Annotated in this window: 21 protein-coding genes; 14 read left to right on the top strand and 7 right to left on the bottom strand. The window is 36.6% G+C overall.

The genetic code is table 11. The annotated features are described in order from the left end of the window. Nucleotides 1-12 precede the first annotated feature (12 nt). The 5 genes from MP477_RS03715 (at nt 13) to MP477_RS03695 (ending at nt 6,158) form a co-directional block, all read left to right on the top strand. Nucleotides 13-3,708 (top strand): phosphoribosylformylglycinamidine synthase, encoded by a 3,696-nt coding sequence (locus tag MP477_RS03715; RefSeq protein WP_257189192.1) that lies wholly within the window; start codon nt 13-15, stop codon nt 3,706-3,708. Continuing rightward, a complete protein-coding gene (locus MP477_RS03710) occupies nt 3,689-4,102 on the top strand; it encodes a ribonuclease inhibitor (protein WP_257189191.1) in 414 nt (137 codons plus the stop codon). The genes MP477_RS03715 and MP477_RS03710 overlap by 20 nt, the downstream gene beginning before the upstream one ends. Before the next feature lie 462 nt (nt 4,103-4,564). Further along, on the top strand, nt 4,565-5,194 hold the full coding sequence (locus MP477_RS03705) for a GDSL-type esterase/lipase family protein (RefSeq protein WP_257189190.1): 630 nt from the start codon (nt 4,565-4,567) through the stop codon (nt 5,192-5,194). Next, nucleotides 5,194-5,526 carry a gamma-glutamylcyclotransferase family protein gene (locus MP477_RS03700; protein ID WP_257189189.1) on the top strand — a complete coding sequence of 111 codons (333 nt, stop codon included), beginning with the start codon at nt 5,194-5,196 and terminating at the stop codon, nt 5,524-5,526. Before MP477_RS03705 ends, MP477_RS03700 begins: the two co-directional genes overlap by 1 nt. Before the next feature lie 173 nt (nt 5,527-5,699). After that, nucleotides 5,700-6,158, top strand: coding sequence for a GyrI-like domain-containing protein (locus MP477_RS03695; RefSeq protein ID WP_257189188.1), 459 nt, complete (start codon nt 5,700-5,702; stop codon nt 6,156-6,158). A 46-nt stretch (nt 6,159-6,204) separates the two neighbouring features. Here MP477_RS03695 and MP477_RS03690 read toward each other — a convergent pair whose 3' ends face one another. Beyond that, nucleotides 6,205-6,558 carry a diacylglycerol kinase family protein gene (locus tag MP477_RS03690; RefSeq protein WP_257189187.1) on the bottom strand — a complete coding sequence of 118 codons (354 nt, stop codon included), beginning with the start codon at nt 6,556-6,558 and terminating at the stop codon, nt 6,205-6,207. Nucleotides 6,559-6,869: 311 nt separating this feature from the next. On the opposite strand from MP477_RS03690, the gene dnaN reads away from it, so the two are divergent. The 5 genes from dnaN to MP477_RS03665 all read left to right on the top strand — a co-directional run bounded on the left by dnaN (nt 6,870) and on the right by MP477_RS03665 (nt 13,143). Beyond that, nucleotides 6,870-8,000, top strand: coding sequence for a DNA polymerase III subunit beta (gene dnaN, locus MP477_RS03685; protein WP_230041237.1), 1,131 nt, complete (start codon nt 6,870-6,872; stop codon nt 7,998-8,000). Between the two features lie 344 nt (nt 8,001-8,344). Continuing rightward, nucleotides 8,345-9,175, top strand: a complete 831-nt coding sequence (locus MP477_RS03680) for an AraC family transcriptional regulator (RefSeq protein ID WP_257189186.1) — start codon at nt 8,345-8,347, stop codon at nt 9,173-9,175. 65 nt (nt 9,176-9,240) lie between these two features. After that, nucleotides 9,241-9,873, top strand: coding sequence for a YkgB family protein (locus tag MP477_RS03675; protein ID WP_257189185.1), 633 nt, complete (start codon nt 9,241-9,243; stop codon nt 9,871-9,873). Between the two features lie 254 nt (nt 9,874-10,127). Then, nucleotides 10,128-12,530, top strand: a complete 2,403-nt coding sequence (pheT, locus tag MP477_RS03670; protein ID WP_257189184.1) for a phenylalanine--tRNA ligase subunit beta — start codon at nt 10,128-10,130, stop codon at nt 12,528-12,530. A gap of 202 nt (nt 12,531-12,732) precedes the next feature. Further along, a complete protein-coding gene (locus MP477_RS03665; RefSeq protein ID WP_230041239.1) occupies nt 12,733-13,143 on the top strand; it encodes an META domain-containing protein in 411 nt (136 codons plus the stop codon). A 48-nt stretch (nt 13,144-13,191) separates the two neighbouring features. Here MP477_RS03665 and MP477_RS03660 read toward each other — a convergent pair whose 3' ends face one another. From MP477_RS03660 to MP477_RS03635, 6 genes are all read right to left on the bottom strand, one after another. After that, entirely contained in the window at nt 13,192-13,431 is a 240-nt protein-coding gene (locus MP477_RS03660) for a hypothetical protein (protein ID WP_002977986.1), read from the bottom strand. 45 nt (nt 13,432-13,476) lie between these two features. After that, nucleotides 13,477-14,373 carry a 3-hydroxybutyryl-CoA dehydrogenase gene (locus MP477_RS03655; RefSeq protein ID WP_257189443.1) on the bottom strand — a complete coding sequence of 299 codons (897 nt, stop codon included), beginning with the start codon at nt 14,371-14,373 and terminating at the stop codon, nt 13,477-13,479. 10 nt (nt 14,374-14,383) lie between these two features. Beyond that, nucleotides 14,384-14,791, bottom strand: a complete 408-nt coding sequence (locus tag MP477_RS03650) for a hypothetical protein (protein WP_230041240.1) — start codon at nt 14,789-14,791, stop codon at nt 14,384-14,386. 32 nt (nt 14,792-14,823) lie between these two features. Further along, nucleotides 14,824-15,702 carry a CGA/CIA family class A beta-lactamase gene (gene bla-A / locus MP477_RS03645; protein ID WP_257189183.1) on the bottom strand — a complete coding sequence of 293 codons (879 nt, stop codon included), beginning with the start codon at nt 15,700-15,702 and terminating at the stop codon, nt 14,824-14,826. A 65-nt stretch (nt 15,703-15,767) separates the two neighbouring features. Continuing rightward, a complete protein-coding gene (locus MP477_RS03640) occupies nt 15,768-17,498 on the bottom strand; it encodes a cellulase family glycosylhydrolase (protein ID WP_257189182.1) in 1,731 nt (576 codons plus the stop codon). A gap of 424 nt (nt 17,499-17,922) precedes the next feature. Then, on the bottom strand, nt 17,923-18,885 hold the full coding sequence (locus MP477_RS03635; protein ID WP_230041243.1) for a Gfo/Idh/MocA family protein: 963 nt from the start codon (nt 18,883-18,885) through the stop codon (nt 17,923-17,925). 124 nt (nt 18,886-19,009) lie between these two features. On the opposite strand from MP477_RS03635, the gene MP477_RS03630 reads away from it, so the two are divergent. From MP477_RS03630 to MP477_RS03615, 4 genes are all read left to right on the top strand, one after another. Then, nucleotides 19,010-19,660, top strand: a complete 651-nt coding sequence (locus tag MP477_RS03630) for a protein-L-isoaspartate(D-aspartate) O-methyltransferase (RefSeq protein ID WP_230041244.1) — start codon at nt 19,010-19,012, stop codon at nt 19,658-19,660. 180 nt (nt 19,661-19,840) lie between these two features. Then, on the top strand, nt 19,841-20,104 hold the full coding sequence (locus MP477_RS03625) for a prevent-host-death protein (RefSeq protein ID WP_230041245.1): 264 nt from the start codon (nt 19,841-19,843) through the stop codon (nt 20,102-20,104). A 58-nt stretch (nt 20,105-20,162) separates the two neighbouring features. After that, on the top strand, nt 20,163-21,158 hold the full coding sequence (locus MP477_RS03620; protein WP_257189180.1) for a D-glycerate dehydrogenase: 996 nt from the start codon (nt 20,163-20,165) through the stop codon (nt 21,156-21,158). Nucleotides 21,159-21,210: 52 nt separating this feature from the next. Continuing rightward, on the top strand, nt 21,211-21,501 hold the full coding sequence (locus tag MP477_RS03615; RefSeq protein ID WP_230041247.1) for a hypothetical protein: 291 nt from the start codon (nt 21,211-21,213) through the stop codon (nt 21,499-21,501). Nucleotides 21,502-21,845 lie beyond the last annotated feature (344 nt).

Raw genomic sequence — 21,845 nt, 5'->3', positions numbered from 1 at the left:
ATCTGGCATCTAATGTCTAATAACAAAAGAATTTTCGTAGAAAAGAGAGGAATTTTCGATGTGGAAAGTCCAAAAATTTTTGATGAAGTAAAAGCGGTTGTTCCGGCGGTTCAAAGCGTGAAAGTGTACAATGTGTATGATATTTTCAACTTGAATAACGGAGAATTTGAAAAAGTAGTGAATAATACTTTTGTAGACCCTGTTACTGATATTTTACACACAGAAAACCCTGCAAAATCGATTCATTTTGGAATGGAATTTTTACCGGGCCAGTATGATCAGAGAGCAGATTCTGCACAACAGTGTATTGCATTATTGACGGAAAATGAAAAGTCAAAAGTAAGAAGTGGTAAACTGATCGAGTTTGAAGGAGTTTCAGAAGCTGATCTGGTGAAGATCAAAGAACTTTTGATCAATAAAGTAGAATCTCAGGAAAAAGACCTGTCTATACTGAATATCCCTGCAGATGAACTCCCGTCAAAAGTTTTAATTCACGAAAATTTTATCAATTTCAATGATGCTGAGCTGGAGGATTTCTATAACAACCATGGTTTTGCACTGGGATTGGATGACTTGAAATTTATTCAGGATTATTTTAAAACAGAACAGAGAAACCCTACAGAAACCGAACTGAAAGTTTTAGACACCTATTGGAGTGACCACTGCCGTCACACTACGTTTGAAACAGAATTGTCAGACATTCAGTTTGAAGGCCAGTTCAAACATACATTGGAAACTATTTTCAATGACTATATCGAAAAAAGAAAATTCTTAGGCCGTGAGCTGAAGCCAATCTCTTTAATGGATCTGGCAACAGTATGCGGTAAATATTTCCATAAAACAGGTAACCTGGATAACCTCGTAATCTCGGATGAGATTAATGCATGTACCATCCAGATTGAAGCCGAATACGACGGTAAAAAAGAACCGTGGTATTTACTGTTTAAAAATGAAACCCACAACCACCCAACAGAGATTGAGCCTTTTGGAGGAGCTTCTACATGTCTGGGAGGAGCAATCAGGGACCCATTGTCCGGAAGATCATATGTATTCCAGGCGATGAGGTTAACGGGAGCTGCAGACGTATTGGAACCGGTAGATAAAACCTTACCGGGGAAATTGCCTCAAAAAACAATTACAAAACAGGCTGCCAACGGATATTCATCGTATGGGAACCAGATTGGTTTAGCAACTACCATGGTTTCTGAAATTTATGATGAAGGCTATAAAGCAAAAAGAATGGAGGTTGGTTTCGTTACCGGAGCCGTTCCTGTAGACTGGGTAAGACGTGAAAAACCTGCCAATGGAGATTCTATCATCATTTTAGGAGGTGCAACAGGTCGTGACGGTGTTGGGGGAGCGAGTGGAAGTTCAAAAGAACAGGATGAAACCTCTATTCACACCATGAGTTCTGAAGTTCAGAAAGGAAATGCCGTTGAAGAACGTAAAATCCAGAGATTATTCAGAAACCAGGAAGTAACAAAGCTGATCAAAAAATCAAATGACTTTGGAGCAGGAGGAGTTTCCGTGGCTATCGGTGAAATTGCAGACTCTTTAGAAGTAAACCTGGATGTATTACCATTAAAATATGAAGGATTAAACGGAACAGAACTTGCCATTTCCGAATCTCAGGAAAGAATGGCCGTTGTAGTGGATCCAAAAGATAAAGAACAGTTCATTACATTCTGTGAAGCAGAGAATATTGTTGCTGTAGAAGTGGCAAAAGTAACCGATTCAGGGAGAATGCAGATGTTCTGGAAAGGAGATAAAATTGTTGACCTTTCAAGAGAATTCCTTGATACCAACGGATGTTCAAAATCTCAGGAGGTAAAAATTAACCACCTTGAAGAAGTAAAAGAAGAAACTAAGGCTTTCACAGAAGAGAACTTCCTGAATATCCTAAAAGATAAAAACGTAGCCTCTCAGAAAGGATTACTGGAAATGTTTGATTCTTCAATAGGAGGAACTACCGTAGCGATGCCTTTAGGAGGAAAATATCAGCAGACTTTAATGGAAGGAAGTGTTCAGACGCTGCCGATTCTGGGAGCAAAAGATATTAAAACCGTTTCTTTGGCAAGCTGGGGATTCGATGCTGGAATTTCAAAACAAAACTCATTATTGGGAGCATCTTATGCTGTAGTAGAAAGTGTTGCAAAGATTGTGGCTATGGGTGGAGATTATAAGAATATCAGACTTAGTTTCCAGGAATATTTTGAAAAATTAGGACAAAGCCCTGAAAAGTGGGGGAAACCTTTAGCTTCCCTGTTGGGAGCTTATGACGCTCAGATCAACCTTGGTTTAGCAGCCATCGGAGGGAAAGATTCTATGAGTGGAACCTATCAGGATCTGAATGTTCCGCCTACATTGATCTCTTTTGCTTGTGCTAACGGGGAAAAACAGAATATCATCTCTCCTGAATTGAAAAATGCAGGAAATAAACTGTACTTCTTCAACCATATTCCGCAGGAAAGTGGTCTTCCGGACTATAACAGCTTAAAAGAAGCTTTTGAATTTATTTTTGAAAATATCAAAGCCGGAAAAATTGTTTCTGTGAAAACAGTGAAAGAAGGTGGTATTGCAGTAGCCTTAGCAAAAATGAGCTTTGGAAACAGATTGGGTGCTGAAATTAATGCTGATGAAAAAGCTTTATTAGCAAAAAATATCGGTAGCCTGATCATTGAAGCAAAGGAAGAGCTAAGCTCAGCAACTCTTCAATTGATCGGAGAAGTAAAAGATTCCGGAATGGTAAAGATTAATAGTCTTGAATCTGACATCCTGAATCTTGTGTCCGTTTATACAAATACTTTCGAAAACCTTTTCCCGACTATAGAAAAAGAAAAAATAACGGTTGAAATAGATGAGAAATCAAACTCAGTCAACCCAAGAAATATCATCATTAAAAAACACGGAATTGCACAGCCGAAAGTGTTTGCTCCAGTGTTCCCTGGAACCAACTGTGAGTATGACACGCTGAATGCATTCCAGAAAGAAGGGGCTGTTGTGAACAGTTTACCGCTGATCAATATCAACCATCAGCTGCTGGAAGAAAGCATTGATGCCTGGGTAGAAGAAATAAGAACATCTCAGATTTTAGCGTTCTCAGGAGGCTTCTCCGCAGGTGACGAACCGGACGGTTCTGCAAAATTCATCGTAAACGTTCTGAAAAACGAGAAAATGAAAAATGCAGTTCACGAGTTATTAGACAGAGATGGAATGATCATCGGAATCTGTAACGGATTCCAGGCTTTGGTTAAATCAGGATTGTTACCATACGGAAGAATCAAGGATCTGGATGAAAATTCTCCGACATTGGCTCACAATGCCATCAGAAGACATATTTCTCAGATGGTAACTGTAAAAGTAGTGAATGATGAAAGCCCATGGTTAAAAGGAATGAAAGATCAGATCTTTACCATTCCTATTTCTCACGGAGAAGGCCGTTTCATGGCTTCAGAAGAAGAAATCAAAAAGCTTTATGAAAACGGACAGGTAGCAACCCAGTACATAGATTTTGATGGAAACATCGCCCATGGTATGCCATTTAACCCTAATAATTCATTATTTGGAATTGAAGGAGTTACCAGCCCATGTGGAAAGATCTACGGAAGAATGGGACACCCGGAACGTTTTACAGACGGCCTCATGAAAAACATACCCACTGCGAATTATCACAATATATTCAAAAACGGTGTTGAATACTTCAAATAACAATACAAGAAAAATGATCGTCATCAATGGCGGTCATTTTTCGTCTTTAGCAGGATTCTATGAGGAGGTCTCAGGTATTCTGATGAGAGATGCCGATTGGAAAGTAGGTACACTCGACGGTTTTAATGATGTCCTGCATGGTGGTTTTGGCGTATTTGAATATAAGGAAGAAATAGAAATCGTCTGGAAAGAATCGGAAAAATCAAGAGAAGACCTGGGCCTGGAAGCAACTCAGGAATTTTATGAAAATAAAATCAGACAGGGAAAACCTTTCAATATAGAACTCGCCCAGGAAAAGCTAAAGGACTTAACAGAAGGAAAAGGACAAACCTTGTTTGAAATTCTGGTGGAAATTATAGAGTCGCATGGGGATATTAGATTAAGGTTAGATTGATGAATTATGAGTTAAGAGTTAAGAGTTAAGAGTTAAGAGTTATAAATGAGTAATGAGTAATGAGTAATGAGTAATGAGTGGAGGTTATAAGTAATGATTCGTTGTTTTCAGTATTTTCACGGTAGCTTCATCCAATCAACTTGTTGCTTCCTCTTAGCTCCCTGAAATCTAAAGAATCATAATAAAACCTTTGCGTCAAAAAATAAAGAAATGTAAACCATTAAGAAAATAATTTTAAGGCAAGCTAAGGTTCATCAAAGATGAATTTATAGCGTCACTTAATAGATAACTTCAGCTATTCCCTTAACCACTTAAAATCTTAATGGTTAAAAAACTTCTTCAATATAATTTTATAAAAATCTCCCGCAGATTAAGCTCATTCAGCAGATTTTATCTTACTTTGAAAAATATTTGAAAAGCTGTAATAAGAAGCAAAATCAAAAATCAAAAAGAATTAACTGAATGAAGAAAATAGTATATGGACTGTTCTTTGGGGACAGTATAACATATGGAGAATATGATGGTGTTTTTGGAGGCTGGGTAGATATTTTAAAGCGATATGCCCTGCAAAAATTCCACGAAGGAAATGGTGATGAACTGATTTTATTCAATTTGGGAATCGGCGGCGAAACCACAGAAGGTTTATTGAAGCGAATGCCTGTAGAATTAAGTGCCAGAAATTCAGCAGATGGAAACCTGGTTTTCTTAAGTTACGGAGCTAATGACCTTGCCATAAAAGAAGGAGTACAGGTCGTAGAGCCTGAAAAATTTAAAAATAATATCATAGAAGCTGTTCAGCTTGCAAAACAGTTTTCCAAAGATATTTACCTGGTAAGCATTCTTCCCATTTCCAAAAATATAGATGGGGTAAAGGTAAGCTCCGGGAAACTAAGGTCTAATGAGGAAGTGAGTGCCTATAACGAAATCCTTAAAGATATTGCAACAGCATACTCTTTGGGGTATATTGATTTTTATGCAGCGTTATTAGATGATAAAGAGGTCCTGCTTTCTGCAGACGGAGTTCATCCTAATGAGAAAGGCTACGGAATGATGGCTGAAATAGCCATACCAATCATTGAAAAATACTTATAATGCCTCATTTATTTTCTTACGGAACCCTGCAGAAAGAGCGGGTACAGCTTGAAACATTCGGACGGATTTTACAGGGAGAAGAAGATGTTCTTTCCGGATACATACTGGGGATGATTAAAATTACAGATCCTGAAGTAGTACGTAAAAGCGGAGAGAAATTCCACCCTGTTTTAACCCTTTCCGGAAATGAAGAAGACCACGTGGAAGGTATCCTTTTTAAAGTTACAGAAGAAGAAATTCTTCAGGCTGATGAATATGAAGTGGATGATTATAAAAGAATTGAAACCGTTTTCAGATCAGGCAAGAAAGGATTTATTTATGTGGGAAAATAATAAAATACAATTGATACGGCATCAATATCAATAGAAACGGCTTCAGCCTGTTTTTTTAATTGCCCATTTCAATTGGCTTTAGCCAAAACATAAAAATCCAACCCCGAAAACCCCTGTTGACATACTGTTGTCACGATCCAAGGTTATCTTTGATCGCAATAAAATATTGAAGAATGAACAATGTAAAAACAGAACCTTGCCAGGTTATCGGTATTGCGGTAAGAACAACTAATGAAAATAATCAGGCAGCGGCAGATATCGGGGTACTATGGGAAAAGTTTATGAAAGAAAGTATCCCGGATGCCATTCCGGATAAAATGGATACTACGGTTTATGCAATCTACACAGATTACGAAAAAGATCATACAAAACCTTATACCACAGTTCTTGGATGTAAGGTGAAAAATCTCGATCATATTCCTGACGGAATGGTGGGGTATTCTTTTAACGGGGGAAATTATGTGAAATTTACAGCAAAGGGAGATCTTACAAAAGATCTGGTCATCAATCAATGGCTAAAAATCTGGGAAATGGATCTGGGGAGAGTTTTTACTGTTGATTTTGAGGTGTATAGAGAAAAAGCACAGAATCCTTCAGATGCAGAAGTGGATATTTTTATTGCGGTAAAGTAGGAGAGTTGCACATTTATAAAAAACATACTTCTTTCTCTTAACCTAGCTAAAAAATATACTTCCAGTAAACAAGAACCCCAACAATTACAGAAGCTATAGCCAGCAATAGAACAGCCCCGGCAGCAATATCTTTAATAAAGCCTATTCTTTGATCAAAATCAGGTTGGATGATATCACAGATCCTTTCAATGGCGGTATTGAAAATTTCAGCACTTAAAACAGCAAATGAAAGAAAAATAACAATGGCTGCATCGGTGGCGGACAGGTGTAAATAAAAGGTGAAAAATAAGTTGGCAAAAAAGGCCAGCAGTTCAATCTGAAAATTCCTCTCCGTTTTGATCATTAAAAAGACTCCATGGAAAGCATTCAGAAAACTTTTATGAATAGGAAGCTTTTGCATGAGTGGTTACTTTTTTAACAAAGATAGGTTTTGTATTTTGATTGTTGCAGATAATCTGTTATATTTGAGAGAAGATAGTAGCGATAGGAAGAAATAATTTGTATAATGTGAGTTTTCCCGTTAATAGTGATGTTTTTAAATAATGTAGGGGACTACAGCTTGTGCTTTTGAAGCGGAAATAAAGGCAGCAGAAATCAGGTATAATGTCAGCTCTGGAAACAGATTGTTGATGTTTGTTAAAAACTCCTAGAGATTATTTTTTTCTTTGTTATATCTATTTATTATATTTGTAGAAACTTATTTTTAAATCTATGAAATTTATTATTTCAAGTGGTGAACTGCAGAAGGCTTTGCAAACTGTAAGTGGCGTAATATCAAGCTCTCAATCGAGACCTATTTTAGAAAATTATCTTTTTGAACTAGACGGAAATAATGTTACCATTACAGCATCTGATGGCGAGACAACTCTTGTTACTTCTTTAGACGTAAAGTCTGATGATACAGGTAAATTTGCTGTTCCTGCTAAAATTTTTCAGGATTTTATCAAGACCTATGGCGAACAGCCTTTAACATTTGCCGTGAAGGACAATGCTGAAGGAACCGGAAGCCAGCTTGAGATTTTAGATGAAAAAGACAACTTTGCAGTAGCATTAGACAATGCGGATGATTATCCTGAATTGCCGGAATTTGATGCTTCTCAAAATGTAACAATGCCAGCGGGAGTATTATCTGAAGCCCTTACCAATACACTTTTTGCAACAAGTAATGATTCTCTTCGTCCGGTAATGACGGGAGTTCTTTTCCAGTTTGGAGAAAATGAAACGAATTTCGTTTCTACAGATTCTCACAGATTGGTTGTTTATAAAAGAACAGACCTGATGAATGCCGAACCTATGGAATTCATCATGCCTAAAAAACCTTTGAACATTTTCAAAAATATCCTGGCAAGCTCTAATGAAGACGTTAAAATCGACTTCAATGAGAATATGGCCAAGTTTACTTTTGATAAACATATCTGGATCTGCAGACTGATCGACGGAAAATATCCAAACTATACCGCGGTAATTCCAAAAGAAAATCCAAATGTATTGACGATCAACAGAAACCTTTTGCTTGGAGCTATCAAAAGAGCATCTATTATGTCTAATAAATCCACCAACCAGGTAAGATTTAAGCTTTCGGGAAACATCCTTCATCTTCATGCAGAAGATACAGAGTATGCAAACAAAGCAGATATGCAGATTCCTTGTGACTACAACGGTGAAGATATCAATATCGGATTCAGTTCTAAGTTTTTAACTGAAATGCTGACAATTCTTGGTTCTGATGATGTAACGATGAAAATGTCTCAGCCAAACAGACCGGGTATCATTGAGCCCCTTGATGGTCTTGAAGAAAACGAAAATATCTTAATGTTATCAATGCCGGTAATCGGATTGTAAAACAGAGATTAAAATACATCAGTAAAAGCCGGAATTTTCCGGCTTTTATTTTTTCCATAAACAAAAAGATCATAAAGAATATCTAAACGCCAGCTTAAAAAGGATCAACAAAGTTGATTCCATCTTTGCTCCCCTAAAATATACATGTGGCTATTAAACCTTTGCGTTTAAAAAACACCAATTGCACAAAAGTCACGAAATTGACATAAAAATCACAAACAAGATTGTCATAAATAGATCATTGTAAAAAATATTGGGATCATTTACATTTAGAAACTTTATTTTTTCCGAAGTTTATACTTATCTTTTACCATCCTTAAACAGATAATTGTCCTCTTTTAATTATGGAAGTAGAAATACAGACCTATCATACCTCCGTTTTCCCTGCAAAATTTTCCACTGAAAATTATACTGTTGTTGTATGGAAAGGTGATGGAGTCTACTCTGTAGATGATATCAATTACCCATATAAAGGCTATACCATTTTATTTCTTTCACCTTACCAAAAGCTGAAACTGGCATCAGAGTCCGATGAAGAGGTTTCTGTGCTTTTCTTTCATGGGGATTACTACTGCATAGAGTATCATAAAGAAGAAGTGGCCTGCAATGGGCTTCTTTTCAATACTATTTATCTGAATCCGGGGATAGAACTGATCAAAGAGAGCTACGAATATATTCTTGAACTTTTTAACCATATAAAAAAAGAAAATTCTGAAAATCATAAGTTTTCAAAATCAATTATTAAGACCTATATACAGCTTATTCTTGCCATAGGAAGTAAACAGAAAAATACAGTCAGTAACGGGTATGTTTCCAATGAAAAGCTTCCTAACAAAAATGCTGCGGCATTTCAAAAACTGCTGGAATCTTCTTTTAAACATGAAAAAGAACTTTCATTTTACAGTGACCAACTTAATATTACCAATAATACTTTAAGCAAAGCGGTTAAAAAAGAATTTGCTAAAACACCCAGCCAGCTTATTAATGAAAGAATTATTCTGGAATCCAAAAAGCTTCTTCACCTGACGTATCGGTCTGTTAAAGAAATTGCTTCAGAGCTGGGATTCAGTGATGAATTCTACTTCAGCAGGTATTTCAAAAAATCGGTGGGATGTTCTCCCAAAAAGTACAGAGAGAAGGTAGGGATTTCCATAGTGGCAAAAATGTCCATGTAATGTCCTCAAATATCTATTCCCGGGAGGTTTGTATCTGAATACTTTTGTAAGAAAAAGTAAATCATATGCAGAACAGCAGATTATTCGCGTATTTATTAAAGCTGGACGTTTATTCTTTCAATTTTCTGAGAATTTCAATATTCATCGTGATGGCCTGGATTGGCGGACTTAAGGCATTCCATTACGAGGCCGACGGTATTGTTCCGTTTGTTGCGAACAGTCCCCTCATGAGTTTTTTCTATAAAAATGCGGGAAATAAAGTTCCTAATGAAGATCAGAAACAGGTTTCCGAATATACTTTATATAAAAACCCGGAAGGGAAAACGGTACAGAAAAATATAGAATGGCATATGCAGAACGGAACTTATGTATTTTCATATGGCTTGGGAACAATGATTGTAATCATTGGAAGCTTAGTACTGCTTGGTATCTGGTTTCCCAAAACAGGAGCTTTGGGAGGTGGCCTCACCTTTCTGATGTCCTTGGTGACTCTGTCATTTCTAGTCACCACTTCAGAAGCCTATGTTCCTGACCTTGGCGGAGATTTTCCTACTCCTCAATATGGATTTCCTTATCTGTCGGGAGCAGGCCGTTTGGTAATAAAAGATGTTATCATGATGGCAGCGGGGCTCTTATTGTTTTCAGACAGTTTAAAAAAGGTGGTTAAATCGCCGAATGATAGGAACTCAATATTGTGATTAGGGGCTGAGAATCTTTTAACTAAAGTAAGACCTGACGCCTGAGCCGTTTCCTTACCCTGTGAAAGTGGAATTAACGAAAATTTATTATCTTAAAGTTGATTCTAAATTTCTGTATTTCTCAAAAAAACACGACATTTGTACGCTTAAAACTGTACGGCTATAATCGTACAAAATTCAAATAAATTTTTGAAAATATACTCAGATGAAACCATTAAGGGAGCGTCTGACTTTAGAAAAAATAAAATTATCAGATGAAAATATCAAACAACTGGCTGAGAGACTTTGTGAAAACGGAATTAAAAACTGAAAGAATCGGTGAGTTTCTTACAGATATAGGTCTTGAAGTTGAAGGGATAGATAAATTTGAAAGTGTAAAAGGCAGTCTTGAGGGAATTGTTGTAGGGAAAGTAGTAACCTGCGAAAAACATCCTAATGCTGATAAACTAAACAAAACTACAGTAGATGTAGGAAACGGAAAAGTATTGAACATTGTTTGTGGGGCTCCGAATGTGGCAGCAGGACAAACAGTGCCGGTAGCTGTAGCAGGAACTAAAATCTATGATAAAACCGGAAGCTTTTTTGAAATCAAAGAAGCAAAGATCAGAGGCGAAGTTTCTCAGGGTATGATTTGTGCAGAAGATGAGCTTGGCCTTAGCGAAGATCACGGAGGGATCATGGTATTGGATGAAACGAAATATGAAGTAGGGAAGAGCTTTGCAGATTATTTTGAGCTTGCTAATGATGAGGTTTTTGAAATTGGCTTAACACCGAACAGAACGGATGCAATGTCCCACTACGGGGTAGCAAGAGACCTTCATGCTTATCTTTCTACGAATCAGCTGAAATCTCAGTTTAATAAAGTTGCTTCTGAAGCTTTAAATAATGAAGGGACAAATGATTTCAGTCTGGTCATTGAAGATGCCGAATTATGCCCAAGATATATCGGAGCCGTGATTGAAGATGTAAAAGTAGAAGAATCTCCGGCTTGGTTAAAAGACAGGTTGAAGGCTATCGGATTAAGCCCGATCAATAATGTTGTAGATATTACAAATTATATTCTTCATGGATATGGGCAGCCGCTTCACGCATTTGATGCCGATAAAATTGCCGATAAAAAAGTGAAGGTAGGAGTAGTAAAAGGAGGAACAAAGTTCACCACATTAGACGGAGTGGAAAGAACCCTGAACGGTACTGAAATCATGATCAAAGACGGTAAAGACACTCCAATGTGTATTGCCGGTGTTTTCGGTGGTGCTACTTCAGGAGTGTCTGATGCTACCAAAACCATATTCCTTGAAAGTGCATACTTCAATCCGATTGCAGTAAGAAAAGGTGCAAAATTACACAGTTTAAATACCGATGCTTCTTTCAGATTTGAAAGAGGAGTAGATCCTAATATTACAAGAACAGCAATCACTCACGCTATAAAATTAATTCAGGAACTGGCAGGAGGAAAACTGGCAGGTGATTTGTTGGAAGAATATCCTAAGAAAATTGAGGATAACTATGTGATCATTAGATTCTCTAAGATTGAGCAGATTTTAGGAACAAAAATTCACAGAGAAAAAGTAAAAGAAATCTTAAAAGCATTGGAAATCCAGGTTTTAAATGAAATTCCTAACGGTTTTGAAATCTCAGTACCGGCTTACAGAGCTGACGTAACAAGAGAGATTGACGTTATTGAAGAGATTTTAAGAATCTATGGATATAATAAAATTGATGCTCCGCAAAAGATTTCATTTACCCCTGTAAAATTAAGCGCAAACGATCAGGATGAGCTGGAAAACAGCTGGGCAAGAACTTTACAGAGCCTTGGTTTCAACGAAGTAATGAATAATTCACTGACTTCTGTAAAAGATGAAACTGATGCTGTAAAGCTGTTGAATCCTTTAAGTGGGGACTTGGCATTCATGAGAAAATCTTTATTGGAAGGGCTTCTTGAAAATGCTGTTTACAACATCAACAGAAAAAATCAGGATATTAAGTTCTTCGAATTTGGAAAGATCTATCATAAAAAAGATAAGTACGAAGAGAGAAAGCAGCTGGCAATTCTGGTAACAGGAAGAGATGTTGCAGAAAACTGGTTACAGCCTAAATCTGCGGTAAGTTTCTACAATCTTAAAGCATATGTAAAAGTTTTATTAGAAAAACTTGCGGTAAATTATAAAGAAGTGCCTTTAACTGACGGAAGGTTCTCTGATGCTTTAGCGTATGAAGCAGATGGAAAAACTTTAGTAAGAATTGGAAAAGTAGCGCCCGCATTGTTGAAAGACTCAGATATCGATCAGGAATGTTTCTATGCTGAAATTGAACTGGAATGGGCTCAGGAATTACGTTCTAAGAATGAGCTGAAGTTTAAGGACATTCCAAAATTCAATAAGATCAGAAGAGACCTTGCCTTACTGATTGATAAAAATATAAGCTACGAAGAATTATACCAGACAGCAAAAAAGAATAAATCTCCATTTATCAAAGGAATTAACTTATTCGATGTCTATGAAGGTAAGAATCTTCCGGAAGGTAAAAAATCTTATGCCATGAGCTTTGAGCTTTTAAATGAAGTAAAAACGCTGGAAGAAAAAGAAATTACAGAAGTAATGGATTCTTTGATCAAATCTTTCCAGAAAGAATTCAATGCTGAATTGAGATCTTAATTGTAAGAAAAATAATTTATATATACAAAACGGGCTTTAAGCCCGTTTTTTTTATTGTACCCCGGAAAGAATTGCGATAGTACTGTAGCTAGAAGATCCCGGAAAATATCTCAGATATCAACTGTTAATGAATAATAAAATTCACCGCAATCCGTTTAAATAATATAAAATCCGTAAATTTGATTAATTCAAAAAGAAAAAAATGAAAAATCTTTTTTTAAGTATATGTACAGCAGCAGTATTGGCGTCATGTGGAACCATGACCAGCCCTTCCGCTTCTAAAGTAGGAAAAGCCCAGCCGGCTCTTGCCAATACAAAATGGACACTGGCTGACAATGTAAAAGGTAAAATTCCCACACTGAATATTGAAGGAGAAAAGATCACCGGGAATGCGGGTTGTAATAATTACTTTGGAACAGCTACAGTAGATCCGTCTTCAGGAGGTTTCACTGCAGGCCAGATGGGATCTACAAAAATGATGTGTACCAACATCAGTGTAGAGCAGAACTTTATGGATATGATGTCGAAAGCAAACAAATATGTAATTTCAGGAAATACCTTAGAATTATATAAAGACAATCTTTTATTATTGAAATTCAATAAAACAGAATAAAAAACAAAAGGAACTCAATTGAGTTCCTTTTTTATGCTTAGATTGTTATTAATCTTCCTCTTCTTCGTCGTACTTAGCCAACTCTTCATCGCACCATTTGAATGCTGCTTCTACCACTTTCGTAGCCTCATCTGCCATAGTTTCTTCATCGTCACCCTCAAGATCATCTAACCACTCAACTTCTTCTTCCTCAACGTTTAAGATAAATCTTGGATATTCTGTATGAACTACGAATAAATCTTCTGGAAATTCCGAATTATCTGCTAATAAAAACTTTGGTAATTTCATTTTTTTAATGTTTTAACTTGTTCAAAGATAAATAAAATTATTGACTTAAAATGAGTTCAAAAACATTTTTGAAACTTTTTCAGCTTTTTTACTCTCAGAATAATCGTAAAAGCCTTCCCCCGATTTTACGCCCAGTTTTCCCGCCATTACCATGTTTACAAGCAGTGGGTTAGGAGCATATTTAGGATTTTTGAAACCATCATACATGACATTAAGGATGGCAAGACATACATCAAGCCCGATAAAATCCGCCAATTGAAGTGGGCCCATTGGATGTGCCATACCTAATTTCATTACCGTATCAATTTCTGCTACTCCGGCTACACCGTTGTAAAGAGTTTCAATAGACTCGTTAATCATAGGCATCAAAATTCTGTTGGCCACAAAACCAGGATAATCATTTACCTCTACAGGAATCTTACCTAACGACTGGCTCATTTCATAGATCGCATCAAAAGTTTCCTTAGAAGTAGAATAGCCTTTAATGATCTCTACCAGTTTCATAATAGGAACCGGATTCATAAAGTGCATTCCAATGACTTTATCCGCTCTCTTGGTAGCGGCTGCAATTTTAGTGATGGAAATGGAAGAAGTATTGGTAGCCAGGATACAGTCTGCAGGCGCAAGCTCATCCATCTGACCGAAGATCTTTAATTTCAGATCAAGGTTTTCTGTAGCCGCTTCTACCACAAGGTCAGCTGCTCCTACCGCATCGTTAAGTGCTGTAAAAGTACTGATATTTCCTAATGTTTCCGCTTTTTGTTCCTCAGTAAGGTTTCCCTTTGCAATTATCCTGTCAAGATTCGTAGTAATGGTTTTTAATCCCCTGTCTAAAGCTTCCTGCGATACATCTACCAGGTTTACTTTAAAACCGCTTTGTGCAAAAGTATGTGCAATACCATTCCCCATGGTTCCTGCTCCTATAACTACAATGTTTTTGATCATTTTTCCTTTATTTTTTATAGATAGTTAGATTTTTAGTATTGATGTCCTGTTGTTTTACCGTAATTTCTGAGTCAAAATTTACAATACCATTGCTTTTTTGCTCTCTTCTGTTGTTTTGATTGGAAACAGTAGCCATAAGGCCTCTTATAAGGCGGCTTTTTTGATTGACAGTGAGATAATCGGTACCTACGTACACATTAAACTCACCTTCCCTTCCCATACCACCCTGTATCAATATTTCCAGAGATTTTATCTGGTTTTTTTTCTTAAACTCTTTGAGATAACTGATGACAGGCTTCTCAGAAGGGGGCCCACAACAGACACTCGCATAGCCAATCTGTAGATAGTTTTGATTCTTCTGCGAGTAAAAGAATGTGACACAAAACAGGGCTGCTGTTACTATTATTTTTTTCATGTTAAATTGACTCTAAAAATAAGCTTAATATTTTATTTATTAAAATGATCCCAAACCTCCTTTGAAATGTCTGAAATTATTTTGCAGTTGACAGCATCCGTTTCCATTGAATTGCTTACAAATACAGCGAGTGCATAATGTTTGCCATTCGGTAAAGTGATGATTCCAATTTCATTTTCTGCACCCGTTAAGCCTTCTTTATTTTTCCCGGAAGCTCCGGTTTTTCTTGCCACAGGAGTATTTTTGGGAAGCTGTTCAACCATTTTATTTAATCCGGTTGAGGTGGAGAGCATCACCTTCATCAGGTAATCCGTAGATTTTTTTGACAACAGTTTTCCATCATAAAACTTTTTCAGAACATCCACTGCCGAATTGGGTGTACTGTAATTTTCATACTGAACATTCCAGTTCTTATGCATTTCCGCTTCATTATATTTGATTTGAAAACCCTTTATCCCTTTAGAGTCCATGAATTTTTGAACGGTTTGAGTGCCACCCAGTAATTTCAATATGATATCACAGCCATTATTGTCACTTCTGGCCACTGTAAATTCAAGAATTTCACTTAGGGGGACTTCAACATTTCCATTGGGATATTTATCGCGGAGAGGAGACCAGGTGTCTTCCAGTAAATTGGATGTATCCAGTAAAACTTTCTGATTCAGGGAAAGTGTTCCCTGATCTACAAGATTCAAAATAGCTGCTGCAATGTGAAATTTGAAGACACTCTGCATTGGAAATTTTTGATCCCCATATTGATTATACCTGAATGTATTCTCAAAACCAAGAACAGAAACTCCTACCGTAGCATTTTTACCTTTGGTGACAGCGCTTATTCTTTGGTCCAATATTGATTTTTGTGCTGATATAAATACCGAAATAAAGAGAAAAATGAATGCTATTTTTTTCATAATAATAGAATTAAAAAGATCCCTTTAAAAGACTAAAAGGGATCTGCAATTTAAGATAATTATTGCTATTTTATTTCAAAATAATTCAGATTGGTACCATCGTTTTCAAAGGATATCCTGATTTTGTTTTCTCCTTTCTGAAGGCGGACATTTTTTACAGATACTGTTTTCCAGTTTTCTTTTCCTCCACTGGAAGCTAAAGGCACAGAAGCCAGCAGTTTTCCTGAAGCCGTTTCAATTTTTATGTTGGAATTGCTCTCAGCAGCATATCGGATGCTAAAAGTATAATTTTTGTCTGTCTTTGAAGTTACCGTATACTGAAGCCATTCTCCGGATTCTGTTTTACCTACATAATACTGGTTCGTAATTGCATCAGTACACTTATAGAGGTCTACACCATCATTTCTCATCTGCTGGCCGGAATTCCATTCTGATCTTTTGGCTGGATCACTTACCCATAGATTGATAAAATCCTTATCAAGATAAGCAGCACCCATTCTTCCCAAATCATAATCTGAAGCGAAAATTCTTCCCGGGACCTGGTGATTTCTAAACGGCTTAGTAGAAGGATCGGTTACCTGTCTGAACATGGCATCAATGACATCGTTTTTAATTTCGGTATTGCTGAACTTATAATTCTCAGCAATCTGCATTAATGCTTTCTTGGCATATTCTTTAGACGGTTTTTCACCTCCGTTTTTCCAGTAATCCAATAGCTTTTCATATTCAGGAGTGGTTTTCACATTAGTGATTCCTGCAATATTATCTATCTTTTTCATGGGCCAGAATGCATATCCGATATGATGCTTGTCCAAAAGCTGGATCAGTTCTGTAAACCAGACATTTGAATTTTCACCGGTTTCCCCAAGCCAGATCGGCATATTGTATTTTTCTCTAAGGTCTAAAGCAAATTTCAAAGTTGAGTCATCATTATAGTTCCAGTATTTATGAAAGCTAAAGACCATATTGTCATCCCAGATGGGTATCAGTCCGTTATAATTGTTGCCCCATCCATTTCCTTCAATAAAAATAATATGTTTCTTATCTACTTCACGGATAGCGCTGGTGATGTTTTTTTGCAGTTTCCAAAGCGGAGCGTTTGACATTTCGTCGGTACCATTTGGATTTTTTCCCGTGAAGTTAATATTAGGTTCGTTGATCAGATCATAGCCTCCAATCCACGGACTGTCCTTATACCGTTCAGCCAGTTTTTTCCAAAGGGCAATGGTTTTCTTCTGGTTTTCTTCACTTTCCCAAAGAGAGGGCTTGGACTTATCATTATCAGAAATATTCACGTCATTCCCCTGGCCTCCGGGTGCTGCATGAAGATCAAGGATCAGATATATCTTATTGTCTGCACACCACTGAAGCAGATCATCTGTCATCTTAAAACCTTCTTCCAGCCATGTGTTTTTACCTTTTACGGGCTCTTTTTCAATAGGAAGCGTATACAGATTATAATGCATAGGAAGCCGTATCGAATTGAAACCTGCCTCTGCCAAAAAATCAATATCCTGCCTGGTAATTCCATTTTTCCAATAGGCTTTATAGAATTCATTCATCCGATCCTCGCCAATCAGCTCAGCAATTTTTTCCTTTATTTTATATTGGGGACCTGCAAAATCAGCTGTCTTAAGCATATATCCCTCCTGAAGCATCCAGCCGCCCGGGCCAAGACCTCTAAGCTGAATATTTTCGCCTTTATCATTAACGATTTTTTGTCCTGAGGTCTTTAATAACTGTGATGTCCCAAATTGAGACAATAATAAAGCGGAAAATAAAACGGTTTTTTTCATAGTAGTTTAAATGTGTTAAGGAAGGTTATTTAGAATGGATTATAGCACAGCAAGAGTTTGTGGTAAGCTCACTTATTTTGTCAGAAATCCATTGAATATGTAAAACAAAAATTTTCAATTGCTTATTGATTGTTTTTCAAATATATTGTTTTTTTTGTTTTATAAATGACTTTATTTTGATAAAACTTTAATCTTTTTAGATTTTAACGAGAATGAAAATCACCAATGAGAAAAAATTGCTTCATTTTATCTTTTTGGAAATAGATAGTGTGAAGACTTCGTTACAAGCTTTAAGAAATGGATTCTTATAAATTCACTGAAATTTTCTATTTATTACAATCTATCTCATAACCATTTTTCTTCTAATTACAAGATAGTATTGTAATAGCTGCTTATGTAAACAAAGCAGATTTTATTTTCATTCTTAGCTGATAAGTCTTACAATCTCTAAAGCGACTTTCAATGCCTCAGTTCCGTCTTCAAGAGAAACTTCTACATTTCTGTCACCGGTAATTGCATCGGCAAAAGAATTTAATTCATCCAAAATGGCATTATTAGGTTCAATGTTTGGATATTCAAAAAGGATCTGATTTTTCTCTCCGTCAGCATTTTCTATAATCATATCAAATGGAGTAGGGTTTTCAGGAGCATCTTTCATCCTGATGACTTCAGCTTTTTTCTCCAGGAAGTCTACAGAAATATAAGCATCCTTCTGGAAGAACCGGCTTTTTCTCATTGCCTTCATAGAAATCCTTGAAGTGGTAAGGTTGGCCACACATCCATTTTCAAATTCTATTCTGGCATTGGCAATATCCGGAGTCTTACTCACCACACAAACACCACTTGCATGAATGTTTTTTACCTTAGATTTTGCCATACTCAATAAAATATCCAAATCATGGATCATAAGGTCCAATACCACAGAAACATCCGTACCGCGCGGATTAAACTCTGCCAGCCTATGGATTTCAATGAACATCGGATTCTTGATATATTCTTTAGTGGCAATAAAAGCGGGATTGTATCTTTCAACATGTCCTACCTGTGCTTTAATGTTGTTTTCAAGACATAACCGTAAAATTTCTTCTGCCTGTTCAAGTGTTTGTGTAACAGGTTTTTCTATGAAGAAATGCAGTTTTTTTTCAATGGCCTTTAAAGCATAATCATAATGATAAACCGTTGGCGTTACAATGTCCAGCATATCGATCTGACTCAGTAATTCCTCAAAATTTTCAAAATATTTATACCCGAATTCGGCTTCTATTTTTTTTCCGTTTTCAACATCTTTATCATGGAAACCTACAAGCTCATATCTATCTGACTGATTAAGAAGTCTTAAATGTATTTTCCCCAAGTGTCCGGCACCTACCAAACCTGCTTTTAACATAGTTGTAATATATTTTTGTAAAGATAAGAAAGAAGTTAGATTGTAGAAGCCGGAAATTAGTTTTTGTGGATAATTCTTTCCGGGAATCTCTGAAATCTAATTTCTAATTTATTACTTTTGTCAAATGCAGGATTCGTTTGTACATAAAGGAAAAAGAAAGATTTTAGTTGAGTATCTTCAGCGGAGAATTGGAATTTCAGATGAAAATGTACTCCGGGCAATGAGTGAAGTTCCGAGACACCTTTTTATCGAAAGCATTTTTGAAGATTTTGCCTATGAAGACAGGGCTTTCCCTATTCTGGCACATCAGACCATTTCGCATCCTTCAACGGTAGCGGAACAGTCGGAATTGCTACAGGTGAAAGCCGGGGAAAAAGTGTTGGAAATTGGTACCGGATGCGGATATCAGACTGCTGTTTTACTCGCAATGAAGGCCCATGTATATACCGTGGAAAGACAAAAAGACCTTTTTGATTTCTCTAAAAAGAAACTAAGGGAAATGCACCTGTTTCCAAAATTTCAAAGCTTTGGTGATGGTTTTGCAGGGCTGCCAACATTTGCTCCTTTCGATAAAATTATTGTAACCTGTGGAGCTTCAACTTTACCTACAGAATTGTTGAAACAACTGAATGTAGGTGGTAAAATGGTTATTCCTTTGGGACCTACAGATGAACAGGTACTGTATAGATTTACGAAAATAGGATCTACAGAGTTTGAAAAAGAAGAGTTTGGGGCTTATAAATTTGTTCCGATGCTGGGAAATACCAATCAATAAGAGAATTAGAATGTAGAGGAGATGCCTTAAACATCAATTTTATACCTTTTAATTATATAGAAACGGACTTTAGTCCGTTTTTTTATACAATAAAACTTAGTCAAAATTTAAAATATCTTAACGCATTTTCGGAATGAAAATTGAACTTCTTTAGAATCTAATCACTTAAATCTTATTATTATGGATACGAATAGATTCAAGGCGTCACACGATTTCAGTAATCTTCAGAAAAATTTGCATAATAACCCGGGATATAGTGTAGAAAGCTATTCCCAGCAAGTAAAAGATTACATCAATGAGATGAAAGGTAAGAATCAGGAAGCAACCAAACAGGGGTTCATGTCCCATGCGCAGAAATCAGCAAAAGAAGTTTGGGAAGAGATCCAGGAAATGGCCTCAGAAGCATGGGATAAAAATAAAAATCATTCTGATGAAAAAAAATAATTTTTAATATTAAAGTTTAACCTTACTTCTAACAAAGTGAGGTTTTTTGTGTAAACTAATGAACGACATAATGAAAGTTTTTGTAAATAAAAGAATTCCTGAAATAGGAATCAAACTACTGGAACAGGAAGGATTGGAGGTGCTCTTTCCAAAAAATGAAATCCTTTCTCATGAAGAATGGTTAAGCTATTGCCGAAATGTGGATGCCATCTTAAGCATAGGAAATGATTTTAAATATAATAAGGAATTTTTTGAAGCATGCCCCAATGTTAAAGCAATAGCGCTGTATTCGGTAGGGTTCGATCATGTTGATATAAAAGAGGCCACTCAAAAGCATGTTCCTATAGGCAATACCCCTGATGTGTTGAGCAGAGCTACTTCCGATGTGGCTTTTTTATTGATGCAGTCGGTAGCAAGAAGGGCAAGTTATAATTTTCAGAAAGTGAAAGAAGGAAAATGGGGAACGTTTGATCCTTTGCATGGCTTAGGACAGGAGCTGTATGGAAAAACTTTGGGAATCTTAGGATTAGGCAGAATAGGTTTCGAAATGGCTAAAAAATCCCAAAAAGCCTTTGATATGGAAATCATTTATCATAACCGCCACCGAAATGAAGAAGCAGAGAAGGAGCTGGGTGCCGCTTATGTTTCTTTTGAAGAACTCATAGAAAGATCAGATGTATTGAGTGTTCATGCTAATTTTACTCCTGAACAGAAAGATCTTTTTAACAGCTCTGTTTTTGAAAAAATGAAGTCTAATGCTATTTTCATCAATACAGCAAGAGGAGGTTTTCAGAACGAAAAAGATTTGTACGAAGCGTTGGCCTCAAAACAGATCTGGGGAGCAGGTTTAGATGTTACTAATCCCGAACCTATGTCTGAAAAGGATCCGCTGTTGGAACTTTCAAGTGTCTGTGTACTGCCACATATTGGTTCTGCCACTATGGAAGCCCGAAACGGAATGGCAAGGCTGGCTGCCGAAAATATCATCGCTTTTTCAAGAGGCGAAAAAATGCCACATTGTGCCAATCCTAAAGTTTATTCTGATACTATATAGCAACTTGGAATTATTTTTGTTCTTATCATATAAACAATAAAACCTAAATAGTATGGCACCTGAAAACAATATTAATGAACAGAACAAAAGGCTGGAGCGTATGGACTATGATCCCAACGAAGATATATTCAAAAAGGAAAAGCATATTTCGCTTGACGGAGATGGAAATCCTATATTGAATGAAGAGGAGGAGGATAAAATTGATAAAGGATTAGATATTCCCGGCGTTGAAGATGATGACGATATGGAAGAAATAGGAGCGGAGGATGAAGAAAATAATTATTGGAGCCTCAGCGATAATGAAGATGACCATGAAGAAGAAAATGATGATGTCTTAACTTAAGTTTTGAAACCAAAAATACCAACCTTACTGAATTTCAGTGAGGTTTTTTATTTTTATATCTAACACTTCGTTTTCTAAGAATGGAATTCCCCTCCTCCGGAGGGGTGGCTTCGACTGCAAGGAGAAGACGGGGTGGTTAGAAGCACACAAGAAAGTTGAAAGAGTTTATTATTCAGAATTATGAGACCACCCCGTCTTCCAAAATTCCTTGAATTTTGAAATCCACCCCTCCGAAGGAGGGGAATCTGAGGTTTTTCATTTCAATATAGGTTTTCTCAGCTTTTACATGACGGGTAATATTTCAATATATGCAAGAGAGTAATTTGTCATCTTAATTTTAGTAA

Origin of the sequence: Chryseobacterium sp. WG23, assembly GCF_024586575.1 — a bacterium.
In the GTDB taxonomy this organism is placed as follows: domain Bacteria; phylum Bacteroidota; class Bacteroidia; order Flavobacteriales; family Weeksellaceae; genus Chryseobacterium.
Note: the sequence above shows the minus strand (reverse complement) of the source record. Positions and strands in the feature narration are given on the sequence as shown.

Excerpts from the sequence above, each read along its gene's own strand:
- MP477_RS03715 (WP_257189192.1), top strand. The coding sequence starts at position 13 with ATGTCTAATAACAAAAGAATTTTCGTAGAAAAGAGAGGAATTTTCGAT.
- MP477_RS03705 (WP_257189190.1), top strand. The coding sequence starts at position 4,565 with ATGAAGAAAATAGTATATGGACTGTTCTTTGGGGACAGTATAACATAT.
- MP477_RS03700 (WP_257189189.1), top strand. The coding sequence starts at position 5,194 with ATGCCTCATTTATTTTCTTACGGAACCCTGCAGAAAGAGCGGGTACAG.
- MP477_RS03695 (WP_257189188.1), top strand. The coding sequence starts at position 5,700 with ATGAACAATGTAAAAACAGAACCTTGCCAGGTTATCGGTATTGCGGTA.
- MP477_RS03690 (WP_257189187.1), bottom strand. The coding sequence starts at position 6,558 with ATGCAAAAGCTTCCTATTCATAAAAGTTTTCTGAATGCTTTCCATGGA.
- dnaN (WP_230041237.1), top strand. The coding sequence starts at position 6,870 with ATGAAATTTATTATTTCAAGTGGTGAACTGCAGAAGGCTTTGCAAACT.
- MP477_RS03680 (WP_257189186.1), top strand. The coding sequence starts at position 8,345 with ATGGAAGTAGAAATACAGACCTATCATACCTCCGTTTTCCCTGCAAAA.
- MP477_RS03675 (WP_257189185.1), top strand. The coding sequence starts at position 9,241 with ATGCAGAACAGCAGATTATTCGCGTATTTATTAAAGCTGGACGTTTAT.
- pheT (WP_257189184.1), top strand. The coding sequence starts at position 10,128 with ATGAAAATATCAAACAACTGGCTGAGAGACTTTGTGAAAACGGAATTA.
- MP477_RS03665 (WP_230041239.1), top strand. The coding sequence starts at position 12,733 with ATGAAAAATCTTTTTTTAAGTATATGTACAGCAGCAGTATTGGCGTCA.
- MP477_RS03660 (WP_002977986.1), bottom strand. The coding sequence starts at position 13,431 with ATGAAATTACCAAAGTTTTTATTAGCAGATAATTCGGAATTTCCAGAA.
- MP477_RS03650 (WP_230041240.1), bottom strand. The coding sequence starts at position 14,791 with ATGAAAAAAATAATAGTAACAGCAGCCCTGTTTTGTGTCACATTCTTT.
- bla-A (WP_257189183.1), bottom strand. The coding sequence starts at position 15,702 with ATGAAAAAAATAGCATTCATTTTTCTCTTTATTTCGGTATTTATATCA.
- MP477_RS03640 (WP_257189182.1), bottom strand. The coding sequence starts at position 17,498 with ATGAAAAAAACCGTTTTATTTTCCGCTTTATTATTGTCTCAATTTGGG.
- MP477_RS03635 (WP_230041243.1), bottom strand. The coding sequence starts at position 18,885 with ATGTTAAAAGCAGGTTTGGTAGGTGCCGGACACTTGGGGAAAATACAT.
- MP477_RS03630 (WP_230041244.1), top strand. The coding sequence starts at position 19,010 with ATGCAGGATTCGTTTGTACATAAAGGAAAAAGAAAGATTTTAGTTGAG.
- MP477_RS03625 (WP_230041245.1), top strand. The coding sequence starts at position 19,841 with ATGGATACGAATAGATTCAAGGCGTCACACGATTTCAGTAATCTTCAG.
- MP477_RS03620 (WP_257189180.1), top strand. The coding sequence starts at position 20,163 with ATGAACGACATAATGAAAGTTTTTGTAAATAAAAGAATTCCTGAAATA.
- MP477_RS03615 (WP_230041247.1), top strand. The coding sequence starts at position 21,211 with ATGGCACCTGAAAACAATATTAATGAACAGAACAAAAGGCTGGAGCGT.